At 49.2% G+C, this 14,603-nt stretch carries 18 protein-coding genes; 14 read left to right on the plus strand and 4 right to left on the minus strand.

Features of this window, described 5'->3' with window-relative positions; genetic code table 11:
• Positions 1-91: 91 nt before the first annotated feature.
• The 11 genes from sufC (at position 92) to EXG77_RS03735 (ending at position 10,104) form a co-directional block, all read left to right on the plus strand.
• Entirely contained in the window at positions 92-877 is a 786-nt protein-coding gene (sufC, locus tag EXG77_RS03685; protein WP_023469158.1) for a Fe-S cluster assembly ATPase SufC, read from the plus strand.
• An 18-nt stretch (positions 878-895) separates the two neighbouring features.
• Complete coding sequence (gene sufD / locus EXG77_RS03690; protein ID WP_023469157.1) at positions 896-2,173, plus strand: Fe-S cluster assembly protein SufD; 1,278 nt, start codon at positions 896-898, stop codon at positions 2,171-2,173.
• A gap of 1 nt (position 2,174) precedes the next feature.
• Positions 2,175-3,398, plus strand: coding sequence for a cysteine desulfurase (locus EXG77_RS03695; RefSeq protein ID WP_035396382.1), 1,224 nt, complete (start codon positions 2,175-2,177; stop codon positions 3,396-3,398).
• Positions 3,388-3,822: a Fe-S cluster assembly sulfur transfer protein SufU gene (gene sufU / locus EXG77_RS03700; RefSeq protein ID WP_023469155.1), complete on the plus strand. Its 435-nt coding sequence runs from the start codon at positions 3,388-3,390 to the stop codon at positions 3,820-3,822. The genes EXG77_RS03695 and sufU overlap by 11 nt, the downstream gene beginning before the upstream one ends.
• 36 nt (positions 3,823-3,858) lie before the next feature.
• Positions 3,859-5,256 carry a Fe-S cluster assembly protein SufB gene (gene sufB, locus EXG77_RS03705; protein ID WP_023469154.1) on the plus strand — a complete coding sequence of 466 codons (1,398 nt, stop codon included), beginning with the start codon at positions 3,859-3,861 and terminating at the stop codon, positions 5,254-5,256.
• 84 nt (positions 5,257-5,340) lie between these two features.
• Entirely contained in the window at positions 5,341-5,895 is a 555-nt protein-coding gene (locus EXG77_RS03710) for a dihydrofolate reductase family protein (RefSeq protein ID WP_023469153.1), read from the plus strand.
• 77 nt (positions 5,896-5,972) lie between these two features.
• On the plus strand, positions 5,973-6,815 hold the full coding sequence (locus EXG77_RS03715; protein WP_035396384.1) for a DUF72 domain-containing protein: 843 nt from the start codon (positions 5,973-5,975) through the stop codon (positions 6,813-6,815).
• Positions 6,816-6,836: 21 nt separating this feature from the next.
• A complete protein-coding gene (locus tag EXG77_RS03720) occupies positions 6,837-8,138 on the plus strand; it encodes a bifunctional UDP-sugar hydrolase/5'-nucleotidase (RefSeq protein WP_035396386.1) in 1,302 nt (433 codons plus the stop codon).
• A gap of 62 nt (positions 8,139-8,200) precedes the next feature.
• A complete protein-coding gene (lipA, locus tag EXG77_RS03725; RefSeq protein ID WP_023469150.1) occupies positions 8,201-9,100 on the plus strand; it encodes a lipoyl synthase in 900 nt (299 codons plus the stop codon).
• A 94-nt stretch (positions 9,101-9,194) separates the two neighbouring features.
• Positions 9,195-9,572, plus strand: a complete 378-nt coding sequence (locus tag EXG77_RS03730; protein ID WP_023469149.1) for a YutD family protein — start codon at positions 9,195-9,197, stop codon at positions 9,570-9,572.
• An 85-nt stretch (positions 9,573-9,657) separates the two neighbouring features.
• On the plus strand, positions 9,658-10,104 hold the full coding sequence (locus EXG77_RS03735; protein ID WP_023469148.1) for a general stress protein: 447 nt from the start codon (positions 9,658-9,660) through the stop codon (positions 10,102-10,104).
• A gap of 33 nt (positions 10,105-10,137) precedes the next feature.
• Here the strand turns inward: EXG77_RS03735 and EXG77_RS03740 are convergent, their stop codons facing one another.
• Both EXG77_RS03740 and glpX read right to left on the minus strand, forming a co-directional pair.
• Complete coding sequence (locus tag EXG77_RS03740) at positions 10,138-10,413, minus strand: DUF3055 domain-containing protein (RefSeq protein ID WP_023469147.1); 276 nt, start codon at positions 10,411-10,413, stop codon at positions 10,138-10,140.
• A 35-nt stretch (positions 10,414-10,448) separates the two neighbouring features.
• Positions 10,449-11,429 carry a class II fructose-bisphosphatase gene (gene glpX, locus EXG77_RS03745; RefSeq protein WP_029342420.1) on the minus strand — a complete coding sequence of 327 codons (981 nt, stop codon included), beginning with the start codon at positions 11,427-11,429 and terminating at the stop codon, positions 10,449-10,451.
• A gap of 151 nt (positions 11,430-11,580) precedes the next feature.
• Between glpX and EXG77_RS03750 the strand changes: the two genes are divergently transcribed.
• Together EXG77_RS03750 and EXG77_RS03755 are read left to right on the plus strand one after the other, a co-directional pair.
• Positions 11,581-12,024 carry a DUF86 domain-containing protein gene (locus tag EXG77_RS03750; RefSeq protein WP_023469145.1) on the plus strand — a complete coding sequence of 148 codons (444 nt, stop codon included), beginning with the start codon at positions 11,581-11,583 and terminating at the stop codon, positions 12,022-12,024.
• 6 nt (positions 12,025-12,030) lie between these two features.
• Positions 12,031-12,795 carry a TIGR01457 family HAD-type hydrolase gene (locus EXG77_RS03755; protein WP_035396390.1) on the plus strand — a complete coding sequence of 255 codons (765 nt, stop codon included), beginning with the start codon at positions 12,031-12,033 and terminating at the stop codon, positions 12,793-12,795.
• 42 nt (positions 12,796-12,837) lie between these two features.
• On the opposite strand, the gene EXG77_RS03760 is transcribed toward EXG77_RS03755, so the two are convergent.
• Positions 12,838-13,065: a NifU family protein gene (locus EXG77_RS03760; RefSeq protein ID WP_012371190.1), complete on the minus strand. Its 228-nt coding sequence runs from the start codon at positions 13,063-13,065 to the stop codon at positions 12,838-12,840.
• A 109-nt stretch (positions 13,066-13,174) separates the two neighbouring features.
• Between EXG77_RS03760 and EXG77_RS03765 the strand changes: the two genes are divergently transcribed.
• Positions 13,175-13,471, plus strand: a complete 297-nt coding sequence (locus tag EXG77_RS03765; RefSeq protein WP_023469143.1) for a DUF1462 family protein — start codon at positions 13,175-13,177, stop codon at positions 13,469-13,471.
• A gap of 41 nt (positions 13,472-13,512) precedes the next feature.
• Here EXG77_RS03765 and EXG77_RS03770 read toward each other — a convergent pair whose 3' ends face one another.
• Complete coding sequence (locus tag EXG77_RS03770; protein ID WP_023469142.1) at positions 13,513-14,565, minus strand: NAD(P)/FAD-dependent oxidoreductase; 1,053 nt, start codon at positions 14,563-14,565, stop codon at positions 13,513-13,515.
• Positions 14,566-14,603 lie beyond the last annotated feature (38 nt).

A 14,603-nucleotide genomic window follows, 5' to 3' on the forward strand; every position in this document is an offset into this window, starting at 1 on the left:
GATGTTTCTTTAAGATTAGAATGATACTAAATTAGTAACGCTCGTGTTCTGAATCGTCAGTCACGAAATGAATAGATGGAGGGATTCTAACATGAAGGCTTCACACTTGAAGATTGAAGATCTACACGTCGCGATCGACGGCAAGGAAATCTTGAAAGGCGTCAACTTGGAAATCAAAGGCGGGGAAATCCACGCGGTCATGGGACCAAACGGGACAGGTAAATCAACACTCGCATCAGCATTGATGGGTCACCCATCGTACGAAGTGACATCTGGTTCAGTCACACTCGACGGCGAAGACGTCCTCGACATGGAAGTCGATGAGCGCGCACAAGCGGGTATGTTCCTCGCAATGCAGTACCCAAGCGAAATCAGTGGTGTCACGAACTCAGACTTCCTTCGTTCAGCGATCAACTCGCGTCGTGAAGAAGGCGATGAAATCTCACTCATGAAGTTCATCCGTGAGCTTGATTCACAAATGGGTCTTCTCGAGATGCCTTCAGAAATGGCACACCGTTACCTCAACGAAGGTTTCTCAGGTGGAGAAAAGAAACGTAACGAAATTCTTCAGATGATGATGCTTAAACCAGCGATCGCGATTCTTGATGAAATCGATTCAGGTCTTGATATCGATGCATTGAAAGTCGTCGCAAAAGGTGTCAACGAAATGCGTTCACCAGAATTCGGCTGCTTGATCATCACGCACTACCAACGTCTCTTGAACTATATCGAGCCAGACTTCATCCACATCATGATGGGCGGAAAAATCGTCATGTCTGGTGGTAAAGAACTCGCACACCGTCTCGAAGCAGAAGGTTATGACTGGGTTAAAAAAGAACTCGGCATCGAAGACGTCGAAATCGAAACAAAAGCGTAAGACGAGGGAGGAAGCATGATGACTGTAGAACTGAATCTTGCAGTAAATCGCGAGGCAGTGGCAGAACGTGCGACTCGCTTAGGGGAACCATCTTGGATGGTCGCAAAGCGTCAAGACGCGCTTGATCTTGCCCCAACGCTCGCATTGCCAAAAGTAGAAAAAATCAAGATCGAAGGCTGGAACTTCACAGAAGGTACGACGGAACTCGAAACCGTCACTGGTCTTTCTTCAGATATCGAAGCATTGATCGGCGAAAACCGTGATCACATGCTCGTCACGCGTAACGGACAACTCGTCCACGCGCAAAACAGTGAAGCGGCGAACGGCGTCATCTTCACGACGCTCGAAGACGCATTAAAACAACACCCAGAACTCGTCGAGAAATACTTCATGACGGAAGGTGTTCAAGTTAACGAAGATCGTCTTGCGGCATTAAACGCAGCACTTCGTAACGGCGGTACGTTCCTTTATGTACCAAAAGGCGTTAAGCTTTCTGTACCGATGCAAGCGATCTATACGCTTGAGCAATCAGGTGCAGCGCTTTACCATCACGCGATCATCGTCGCAGATGCGGACAGCGAATTGACGTATATCGAAAACTTCGTCTCTTATGGTGACGAAGCGCATAACGTCAACGTCGTCACAGAAGTCTTCGTTGAAGACAACGCAAAAGTCCTCTTCGGTGGTGTCGATACGTTATCGAAAGGTGCCATCACGTATATGAACCGTCGTGGTGTCGTCAAACAAGGCGCGAAGCTCGAATGGGCACTCGGTCACATGAATGACGGTCACACAGTTACAGAAACAAAAACACATCTCGTCGGAAACGATTCGTTCTCAGATACGAAAGCCGTTACGGTCGGTCGTGGAGAGCAAAAACAAAACTTCAACGTCCGGACGGACCACTTCGGTAAAGGATCAGAAGGTTTCATCTTGATCCACGGTGTCCAAAAAGACGCAGCAACATCTATCTTCAACGGAACGTCGATGATCCATCACGGCGCTTCGAAATCAAACGGCGTTCAAACGGAACGTGTCCTCATGTTGTCTGAAAAGGCACGTGGTGATGCGAACCCAATCCTCTTGATCGATGAGGATGACGTCATGGCAGGGCACGCGGCATCTGTCGGTCGTGTCGATGAACTACAACTCTACTACTTGATGAGCCGTGGCCTTTCACGGAAGGAAGCAGAACGCCTCGTCGTTCACGGATTCCTCCAGCCAGTCGTCTCGGAACTTGCGATTGACTCGGTGAAAGAACGTCTCGTTCAAGTCATCGAAGGGAAAGTAAACTAATATGGGAATCGATGCATCCATCCGCAATCAGTTTCCGATCCTCGACCAACAGGTCAACGACCGGAAACTCGTCTATCTCGATAGTGCGGCCTCTTCGCAGAAGCCGCTCGTCGTCATCAATGCGATTGACGACTACTATAAGACGATTCATTCGAATGTGCACCGTGGCGTCCATACGCTCGGAACACGAGCGACGGATGCGTACGAAGGTGCGCGTGAGAACGTTCGTCGTTTCATCCAGGCGCAACACCATGAAGAAATTATCTTTACCCGCGGCACGACGACGGCGATCAACATCGTCGCGTCAAGCTACGGCATGGAGCATGTCGAAGAAGGCGACGAAATCGTCGTCACATACCTCGAACACCATGCGAATCTCATCCCGTGGCAACAAGTCGCTAAACGCAAAAAAGCGAAGTTGAAATACGTCGATTTGACAGCGGATGGTCGCGTGACGGTCGAAGCGGTCGAAGCACAACTGTCCGACCGGACGAAGATCGTCGCGATGGCACATGTCTCGAACGTTCTCGGTACGATCAATCCGATCAAAGAAGTCGCGCGTCTTGCTCACGCTCGAGGTGCCGTCATGGTCGTTGATGCCGCGCAAAGTGCACCGCATCAACGGATTAATGTCACGGATCTCGACTGTGACTTCCTCGCCTTCTCTGCACACAAGATGTGTGGTCCGACAGGTGTTGGTGTCCTTTACGGGAAAAAGGCGTTACTCAATGCGATGGAACCCGTTGAGTTCGGTGGCGAGATGATTGATTACGTTGGTCTTGAAGAGTCGACGTTCAAACCGTCTCCATATCGTTTCGAAGCGGGTACACCGATTATCGCAGGCGCTGTTGGTTTATCGGCAGCGATTGATTTTTTAGAAGAGATTGGTTTAGAGAACGTCGAAGCACACGAACGTGAACTCGCGCAGTACGCGATGGCACAAATGCGTGACATCGACGGACTAACGATCTACGGTCCGGAAGAACGCGTTGGACTCGTCACGTTCAATCTCGGTGATGTCCATGCACATGACGTCGCAACCGTCCTTGATATGCAGGGAATCGCGGTTCGCGCCGGTCATCACTGTGCACAGCCCCTGATGCGTTGGCTCGGAGCGAGCTCGACGGCTCGCGCTAGCTTCTATCTCTATAACACGAAAGAAGAGGTTGACGCACTCGTGACAGGACTTCGCCAAACGAAGGAGTATTTCAGTCATGGATTTTAACAATCTCGATCACTTGTATCGTCAAGTGATCATGGATCACTATAAAACTCCCCGAAATCGCGGTGCGATCGAGGGGGGCGTCACGATCGACATGAACAATCCGACGTGCGGCGATACGATTCGTCTCCAGCTCGCGATTGAAGACGATGTCGTCCGTGATGCGAAATTTGACGGGGAGGGCTGCTCGATCAGCATGGCGTCTGCTTCAATGATGACGCAACTCGTCAAAGGTAAGACTATCGAAGAAGCCTTACGACTCGCGGATATCTTTTCGGACATGGTCCAAGGAAAAGACTATGACGACGAATCGTTCGACCTCGGGGACGTCGAGGCACTCTCGGGTGTCACGAAATTCCCGGCACGGATCAAATGTGCGACACTTGCCTGGAAGGCGCTCGAACGCGGCGTAGAAGAAGGGAAGTAAACTTCGGTCACAAGCAAGTAAGAGGAGGAAATGAACATGGCAAAGAACATGCCGGAAATTGGCGATTATAAATATGGTTTCCACGATCGCGATATCTCGATCTTCCGTTCTGGACGTGGCTTGACGACTGAAGTCGTCGAAACGATCTCGAAAATGAAGGAAGAACCACAATGGATGCTTGATTTCCGTTTGAAATCACTTAAGATCTTCAACGAACAAGCGATGCCAGCGTGGGGTGGCGATCTCTCAGAATTGAACTTCGACGACATCACGTACTACGTCAAGCCGTCTGAACGGGCAGAGAAATCGTGGGATGAAGTACCAGAAGAAATCAAACGTACGTTTGACAAACTCGGTATCCCAGAAGCAGAGCAAAAATACTTGGCAGGTGTCTCGGCTCAGTACGAGTCAGAGGTTGTCTACCACAACATGAAAGAAGACCTCGAAGAAATCGGTGTCGTCTTCAAAGATACAGATACAGCGTTAAAAGAGAACGAAGATATCTTCCGTGAGTACTTCGGAAAATTAATCCCGCCAACAGACAACAAGTTCGCAGCTTTGAACACAGCGGTCTGGTCAGGTGGATCGTTCATCTACGTACCAAAAGGTGTTAAAGTCGATACGCCGCTTCAAGCCTACTTCCGCATCAACTCGGAAAACATGGGTCAATTCGAGCGGACGTTGATCATCGTTGATGACGAAGCATCGGTTCACTACGTCGAAGGATGTACAGCACCGGTCTACACAACGAACTCGCTTCACTCAGCGGTCGTTGAGATCTTCATCAACAAAAACGCTTACTGCCGTTACACGACGATCCAAAACTGGGCGAACAACGTCTACAACCTCGTTACGAAACGTGCGATCTGTGAAGCTGGCGCAACGATGGAATGGGTCGATGGTAACATCGGTTCGAAACTGACGATGAAATACCCAGCCGTCATCCTCAAAGGTGAAGGTTCACGTGGTATGACATTGTCGATCGCAATCGCTGGTAAAGGTCAACACCAAGATGCGGGTGCGAAGATGATTCACTTAGCACCGAACACATCGTCGACGATCGTCTCGAAGTCGATCTCAAAACATGGTGGTAAAGTCACGTACCGCGGTATCGTCCACTTCGGACGGAAAGCGACAGGCGCACGTTCGAACATCGAATGTGATACGCTCATCATGGATAACCAATCGACGTCGGATACGATTCCGTACAACGAAATCCTCAACGATAACATTTCGCTCGAGCACGAAGCGAAAGTCTCGAAGGTCTCGGAAGAGCAATTGTTCTACCTCATGAGCCGCGGGATTTCACAAGAGGAAGCAACGGAAATGATCGTCATGGGCTTCATCGAGCCGTTCACGAAAGAACTTCCAATGGAATATGCGGTCGAAATGAACCGTCTCATCAAGTTCGAGATGGAAGGTTCAATCGGATAATTCGTCTTGCTCTCTCATCTACGGATGGGGGAGTTTTTTCATGAAATGGTTATTGGGGTAAAGAGTGAAAAAGGAGGGATTATTATGCGTGACATCGTCTATTCCTTTCAAGTCTCGCTTGACGGTTATATCGAAGATGCGTCAGGTAGGATCGATTTCGCTTCACCGGACGCAGAATTACATCAGTATTTCAATGACTATGAGAAAGCGTTCGATACCCATGTCTATGGACGTCGTTTGTACGAGATGATGCAATACTGGGAGACAGCGGATCAGGAAGACGAGCCGATTGTCGTTGAGTATGCGAAAACCTGGCAATCGCTTGAGAAGGTCGTCTTCTCGCGGACGCTCGACGCTGTCGAAGGAAAGACACGTCTAGCGACCAAGTCACTTACCGAGGAACTTCAAGCACTAAAAGCCTTGCCTGGAAAACAGATTGCGATTGGTGGGGCGACGCTTGCTGCTGAAGCGATACGACTTGGACTCGTCGACCGTTATCATATCGTGATTTATCCTGTTCTGCTCGGCGGTGGAAAACGGATGTTTCCGGTGTTCGATCAACCGCAACACTTAAAAATGATCAAAACACAATACTTCGAATCGGGATGTATCATACTTGAATATGAACGTTTAAATTGAAGCATCGAAGAAGAAATCCCGGATTCTGCTATGCTATGATGAATAGGTAGAATAGAACACGTAAGGGGGAGGAGCGCATGATATATATCGGTGTTACGGGCTGGGGAGATCATGATAGTCTCTACTTGACCCCGCAAGATCGTAAGGAGAAGCTCGCCGCTTATGCGGGACATTTTCCAGCAGTCGAGGTCGACTCGACGTTCTATGCGATTCAACCGGAACGAAACTACGAAAAATGGACATCCGAGACACCGGACGGGTTCCGCTTCATCGTCAAGGTCCACCGGGCGATGAGTGGACATGACCGGGAGAATAAAGATCCGCTCGGTCCGATTTTTGAACAATATATCGCGTCGATCGAACCGATGCGAAAGAGTGGAAAGATTGCAGCGATCCTCGTGCAGTTACCGCCCTGGTTCGATGTCAGCAAAATGCACTTGGAGTATTTGCAAACGATCCGGAAATCACTTGCTGGACTGCCGGTCGCGATTGAGTTCCGAAATCCATCGTGGTATTCGGAAGCTTATCGTGAGCGGACGCTCCGATTTTTGAAGGAACATCAGTTTATTCATACGATTTGTGACGAACCCCAGACCGAAGATGGTTCCGTACCATTCGTACCGGTCGTGACGCAGGAGACGGCATTCATCCGCCTCCATGGACGAAATAAAGCGGGTTGGTTAAAGAAACCGGGTCAAAGCAGCGACGATTGGCGAAAAGTCCGCTGTCTCTATCGGTATTCAGAAGACGAGTTACAGGAACTCGCAAGCCACGTCCGAAACGTAGCAGCGGAAGCAAAGGATGTCTATGTCTTCTTCAATAACAACTCAGCAGGAGATGCTGCCCCGAATGCGAAACGATTAATCGAGATTCTCGATCTCGACTATGAACTGGCGCCGCGACAAATCTCATTGTTTTAAATCATCAAGGGGGGCTTCTGCATGAAGTTACACATCATTCACTATAATGATCTGCATTCACACTTCGACATGTGGCCTCGCTACATGTCCTTCGTCAAGGAACACCGGACGTATGATTCGCTCGTTTTTGATCTCGGCGATCATGCTGACCGTGTTGATCCAGCGACGGAAGCAACAAAAGGAAAAATCAATACGCATCTACTGAATGCGTTGATGCCGACTGCCGTGACGATCGGGAATAATGAAGGCATCACGTTTCCGCACGACTGGTTAGCGAACCTCTACACGGAAGCGGACTTTCCGGTCCTCGTCTCGAATTTAGAAGCACCGTTTGCCAAGCAAGGAGTCATTCACGAATTACCGACCGGAAAAGTCGGCGTCTTTGGTCTGACGGCACCGTATATCGAACTGTACGGTTTACTTGGTTGGACGATCGAAGAACCGTTTGACGTCGCGGCGCGTGAAATCGAACATTTGCGTCAAGAAGTCGACGTCTTGATTTGTTTGAGTCACCTCGGTTTCTATCAAGACGAAGAACTCGCGATGCGTTTTCCAGAACTGGATTTGATCATCGGTGCGCATACGCACCATGTCCTTGATGACGGTGTCGTTAAGAACGGTGTCTTAATCACCCAAGCCGGTAAACATGGGCAGTATGCGGGTGAAATTTATATGAATACGGATACCGGAGAGAAGGAAGCGGTCCTTCATTCCTTACACGATTACGTCGAGGACGAAGCGACGGCGAAATTACTCGACCGCGAACAGTATCTGGCGGAACAACAGATGAAGGAGCCGATTGGCGAGACATCGGGTCTAGCCAATGATTGGTTCAGCGAGTCGCCGTTCTCACAATTGCTTGTCGAGACGATGCGTGATTGGTGTGATGCGGATATCGCTTGTGTCCCGGCAGGTATTCTGCTTGGGTCACTTCCACCAGGTCCTGTCTCTGCCTTTGATTTACATCGACTCTGTCCGCACCCGATCAATCCTTGTAAAGTGACGATGACCGGAGTGGAATTACAAACTTTCCTCGACGAAGTCAAAACAGATCAGTTCGAACAACTAAAGGTTCGAGGTCTCGGTTTCCGTGGTAAGTTGATGGGGCGGATGCATTATGCTGGTTTGGCGGCACATCAACCGCTTGAGCCAACGCGAAACTATACGGTCGTCTTGCCGGATATGTTCACGTTCGGTCCACTCTTTCCAGCAATCAAAGAAATGCCAAAAGAATATTTCATGCCGGAATTGTTACGGGATTTGTTGTTCGAACGCTTATCGGAGAAGTCGGAATATAATGAATTACATGTTCGCAAACCCTGATTGTTTGTTATACTAAAGCAGACATGAATTGACTTTTTGGGGATGAAGGGGGAAGCGAAACCATGGGACGCGGAGAAATCCAACGTAAACCGGAATGGTTGAAAATCAAGCTGAATACGAATGAAACCTACACAGAATTAAAAAGTATGATGCGCGAGAAAAAGCTACATACTGTCTGTGAGGAAGCAAAGTGTCCGAATATCCACGAGTGTTGGGCGGTACGCCGGACGGCGACGTTCATGATTCTCGGAAGTATCTGCACACGTGCGTGCCGTTTTTGCGCCGTGACGACAGGACGCCCAAACGAACTCGATCTTGAAGAACCAAAACGTGTCGCGGAATCCGTTCGTTTGATGAACCTGAAGCACGCGGTCATCACAGCGGTTGCCCGTGACGATCTGAATGATTTCGGAGCAGGCGTTTACGCTGAAACCGTCCGTGAAGTTCGTCGGATGAATCCAGAGACATCAATCGAAGTCTTGCCTTCAGATATGGGTGGGAACTTTGAGGCATTGAAAACGCTGATTGATGCACAACCAGACATCATGAACCACAACATCGAGACGGTCCGCCGTCTGACACCGACCGTTCGTGCGAAAGCGACATACGACCGGACGCTTGAATTCCTTCGCCGTTCGAAGGAACTCGCACCTGAAATTCCAACGAAGTCGAGCTTGATGCTTGGTCTTGGTGAGACATGGGAAGAGATTCTTGAAACGATGGATGATCTTCGCGCAAATAACGTCGACATCATGACAATCGGTCAGTATCTCCAACCGACGAAAAAACACCTCGACGTCATCAAATACTATACACCACAAGAGTTCGCTGAACTGAAGCAGATCGCGCTCAGCAAAGGATTCTCGCACTGTGAGGCAGGTCCACTCGTTCGTTCGTCGTATCACGCGGATGAGCAAGTCAACGCAGCGAAAAAGAATAAAACAGCACTTCCGATCGACTAACGATCAAAAACCGTTCGAGCAGTTGCTCGGACGGTTTTTCGTCTGCCAGGCGAAATGGAATATGCTATGATAAGAACAGCAGGAGGTGGGAATAATGATACAAGTCAATCGGGAACGTTATGAGGTCGTCGAAGAGAAGCGGGAAGGTTTTAATGAGGAAGCCTTCATCGGTCGTTTTAGCGATGTCCTAGAGAAATATGATTATATCGTGGGGGACTGGGGGCACGGTCAATTACGGCTACGTGGCTTCTATGAGGATCAACACGAGAAAGCGACATTCGATACGAAAATTTCGCATGTGGCGGATTATCTCTACGAATACTGTAACTTCGGATGTGCCTACTTCATCGTCAAGAAGATCGGATTGGTAGAAGGAGAAGAAGCACCACCTCGCTTCGACGGTTCTTCATCCAATACGTTGAAGTTGAAACGGAAGTTCGCACCTGCACCAGAGAAGACGGAAAGCGAGTAATCAAACTGTCATACAGAAAAGCGTTTCTAGTGGACGGAATTCGGCTATTACTATAAGTATCATGTACCTATAGGGGGAACCATCCATGCGAATCGTTGGAATTTACTCATCCGTACCAGAAGTTGTTAGTGCCGTGCACGATCTCCGTGTTGCCGGTGTCGTCTCGACTGATTTAAAAGTCTTAGCACACGACAAATACGATCTCGAACAAATCGAGGAACTAGCGGATTTGAACAACCAACAGACATCTACGCGTCTGTCACAGGAAGATCATCGTAATCTCTGGCAGGAAATCAAGAGCATCTTCAAAAAAGATGACACGGCTTCCCACGGAGATGCTATTCGTGGAAGTGGCTTGACGAAGGAAGACGTCGATCGTGCGAATCATGCGGTCGAAAGCGGTCAATTCGTATTACTCGTCGGTGATGAAGCGGATCAGCATTCGGAGCGTCGTGCCCATGACGAGTCAGACAATACGAACGTCTTCAGCGGACCGAATACATTAAATGAACGAAACGATCGTCTCTTATAAGAAAAAGCCTTCGTCCGCGGACGAAGGCTTTTTTCATAGACCGATATAAGCGCGTAGATACATCTCGAGTTCCGTTGCCGCATCGTCTTCGACGTCAAACGCCGTCGCGATGTAGCCAGGTTCATCAAAATCATCCGCACCGATGATCGCATAGCGATTCGATAAGAGATTCAAGACGAGAATCTTACCGTAAAAATGTTCCGAGTGCGTGATGGCGAGATCAAACCGACTAGCTTCTCCGATCCAACTGACAAAGCGTGTCTTCGTTTGTTCGACATCATCATATAAAAAATCACGTTCTTCCATCATTCAGCTTCCCTCATTTCCCTAACATCTGTTTCAGATTAAAGGGTTTGGGGGACTTTTTGCAAGTATGGTTTACGCGATAAGCTATGCTCGGCGATGACTTTTCGAATCGTCCGTGTCTTTGAACGCATGACAAGGGATGTCGTCTCAACGATATCATCCGTCAAGAACTTAACGCCATCGAGCATTTCGCCCGTCGTGACGCCGGTCGCAGCAAAGATACAGTCGTCGCTTTTGATAAGGTCATCAAGCGTTAAAAGTTGAAGCGGATCTTCAAGCCCCATCCGGATGACACGAGCAGTTTCTTCTTCGTTCATCGGGTGTAAGCGTGCCTGCATGTCGCCGCCCATCGCTTTAACGGCAGCAGCCGTGATGACACCTTCAGGAGCACCGCCTGTACCGATGAAGATATCGATTCCTGTCGCAGGAGAGAGTGGTGCGATTCCAGCCGAGACGTCGCCGTCTTCAAATAGACGAACCCGTGCGCCCATCCGCATCGCGGCTTCGCGGAAGTGATCGTGACGTGGGCGATCCTGCATGATGACCGTGACGTCCTCAATCCGTTTATTGTTGTATTGAGCTGCTTTTTCAATGATGACTTCAAGTGGATCGTCGAGCGAGACGTGTCCTTTTAAGTTCGGTCCAACTGTTAATTTATCCATATACATATCCGGTGCGTGGAGCAGGGCACCTTGATCGGCGACGGCGATGACGACCATCGCATTACCGAGACCTTTGGCGACGATATTCGTACCTTCGAGCGGGTCGACGGCGATGTCAACGATTGGACCGTTTGCTGTTCCGACACGTTCGCCGATGAAGAGCATCGGTGCTTCGTCGAGTTCGCCTTCACCGATGACGACCGTTCCGTTCATGTTGACCGTGTTCAAGACTTCGCGCATCGCAGTCGTTGCTGCATCATCCGCTTCATTTTTCTTACCGCGACCAATCCATTGAGCAGAAGCTAGTGCTGCTGCTTCCGTAGCGCGTACGATTTCCAGTGCGAGTTCCCGTTCCATGTATATAACCTCCACGTCACCAATGTGACATACTATTTTCAGCAAAAATCTAAATTGAGGATAACACATTGGGGAATGTGATGCAAATGACCTTTCTGCTTTTCAGGATTGCCGGATAACGATAAAATGGAGGATGTGAGGGGGAATGAAGATGTATTTCGTCAATCGTCAAAAAATCGAAGAGACGGTCGTTTGTTATGAGACGGCACTTCGACAAAGTAAGGAAGTTACGGGGGATCCGGTGACGACGGCACTGGCTATGGAACGGATCGGTTTTTTAGTCATCGAAAGTGTCATCGACATCGGAAACAGTATGATTGATGGATTCATCATGCGGGATCCGGGAAGTTATGAAGATATCATCCTCATTTTAGAAGATGAGAAGGTCATCGATGGACCGCTCGCGACGAGTCTGAAGAAGCTCGTTGCGTTACGTACGTTGATCGTCCGGTCATTCACACAGTCGAGTATGGCGGAGATTCGGGCGGTACTTGAGACAGAGGAAGCAGAGCTACGTCGTTTCCCGGAAGCGATTCGCCGGTATATCGAGACAGAACTCGGACCGGTGTCTGCATTTTTACCAAACGAGGAGTGAGTCAGGATGAAGGCAAAAGGCTATTTATTTGATTTAGATGGAACGATGTATAACGGAACGGAACCGGTAAAAGAAGCGGTCGATTTCGTCAATCGTCTGCAAGCAGAAGGGATTCCGTATTTGTTCGTGACGAATAATGCGTCGATGACGGCAGAAGCCGTGGCGGAGAAATTACGCGGGATGGGTGTTCATTCTGATGCGAAACACGTCTTGACGAGTGCGATGGCGACCGGTCGTTATATCGCTGATCTATCACCGAAAGCGCGCGTCTATGCGATCGGTGAGACAGGACTGATTGATGCGCTTGAACGGGAAGGGTTAGACGTCGTCGTAACCGAAGCGGCAGATTACGTCGTCATCGGTCTCGACCGTCAGATCACGTATGAAAAACTCGCTGTCGGTGCCCTCGCGATTCGTGCCGGTGCTCGCTTCATCTCGACGAACGGAGACATTGCCATTCCGACAGAACGTGGATTCTTACCAGGAAACGGTGCCTTGACGTCCGTCCTGCGCGTGACGACGGAGAAGGAACCGTTCTTCATCGGTAAACCGGAACCGGTCATGGTCGATATCGCAACGGAGATGATTGGTCTGTCAAAAGAAGACGTCATCATGGTCGGGGATAACTACCATACGGATATTCTATTCGGAATCAATGGAGGCATCCGGACGATGCACGTCAATTCTGGCGTCCATACACCCGTCTTCATTCAAGGTCAGGATCGTCAACCGACATACATGGTCGATACGTTAGCAGAATGGATTCTATGAATCAAAAAATCCCGAACGAAAATTCGTTCGGGATTTCATGTATTAGAAGACTTGTTCGACTTCAACGACGCCAGCGACTTCTTCAAGAAGGGCACGTTCGATACCGGCCTTCAATGTGATCGTTGAACTTGGGCAGCTACCACAAGCTCCCATCAAACGGAGTTTTACGATTCCGTCTTCTACATCTACGAGTTCAACGTCTCCTCCATCACGAAGAAGGAACGGACGCAATTTTTCAAGAACTTCATTCACTTGATCAAACATTTCCATGCGTAAACACATCCTTTCGTATAGTTTCATTGTAACAGGGTTGAAAAATGTTCTCAATCTGGAAAACTTGTATACTAAAGAGGAGAGAATTGAAAAGGGGGACTTCAAGATGGAAATCACGGTTTATGGAACAGCGGTCACTTGTCCGAGTTGTGTCGGGGCACCTAGCTCGGAAGAGACGTTCAGTTGGCTACAAGCTGTCCTCGGGCGAAAATATGAGCAAGCGATGACGCTTCGCTATGTCGATTTCGAGACAGCAACATCGGATCGATGGACGGAAGCGCTAAAAGAGGATATCTATTTTTATCCATTGATCGTGCTTGATGATGAGATGATTGACGAGGGGTACGTCAAGCTGAAGACGATCACGGCGGCGATTGATGCAAAGTTAAGTCAGACGGGATGAATGACAAAGAGGTATCCCAAAGCTTGGGACACCTCTTTTGTTCATTTAATCTTTTTGTGTTTCCATAAGACACCGGACTTCAAGAGACGTGGGACTTTCCCCGTCAGCGCTTGCTTGCCCATGACGATCCCGAAACCATCTGATTTCCCGAGCGATCCGAGCATTCCGCGCAGTTTGATTTCTGGCAGTTTCGGCAATTTTTTCCCTTGCCACTTCGCTTGCAAGACGTCGACGACTTGTTCTGCCTGATGTTCTGCGAGTTGACCGCTTGGCGCATACGGCAAGCTGGCACAATCGCCGATGACGAAGACGTTATCGTATTCCGGTACGTGATGATGTGCCGTCAATTTGATCCGACCACCGCTATCTGCAGCAAAGCCGAGATCACGAACGACCTTGACCGGCTGCGTACCTGCCGTCCAAATCGTCAAGTCCGACGGGTACGTATCGTCGCCGTTTCGGACGTCGTCCGCCGTGACGAGCGTGACGTTCGAATTGTTGATGACTTCCACGTCATGCTCCTCGAACCATTCCTGGACGTAAGATGAGACTTTGTCGGATAAGAATGACAAGACGGATGGACCGCGGTCGAACAGACGAATCGTTAAATCCTTCCGGCTTTCATGCAGTTCACTGGCAAGTTCAACACCAGATAGACCAGCACCGACAATCGAGACGACGGACCCCGGTGACAGACCGCAGATCGCTTGTTGTGTCTTGCGCGATTCTTCAAGTGTCTGGATGCTGTATGTAAACTCTTGAGCACCCGGAATGTTGTGGTATTTATCCTCGCAACCGAGGGCGATGATCAAGTCATCATAGAATAATTCTGATCCGTCCTGCAGGTGGACCGTATTCGTCTCTGGTGAGATTTTAATGACATGTCCATATTTATAAGTAAGATGTTTCCCCTCCGGAAATTCAATCCGGACATCCCGATCTGATAATGTACCTGCTGCGAGTGCATAATATTCCGTTTTGAGTGCGTGGTACGGTAGACGGTCGACGAGCGTGACGGCAACTTCCTCGTCCTTGAATCGCTCACAAATCCGCATTCCACCATATCCTCCGCCGAGTACGACCAATTGCTTCATAACGTAAAATCCCCCTTAGTTCCCCTAAATCAGTCTGA

The organism is Exiguobacterium sp. OS-77, assembly GCF_000414195.2.
In the GTDB taxonomy this organism is placed as follows: domain Bacteria; phylum Bacillota; class Bacilli; order Exiguobacteriales; family Exiguobacteriaceae; genus Exiguobacterium_A; species Exiguobacterium_A indicum.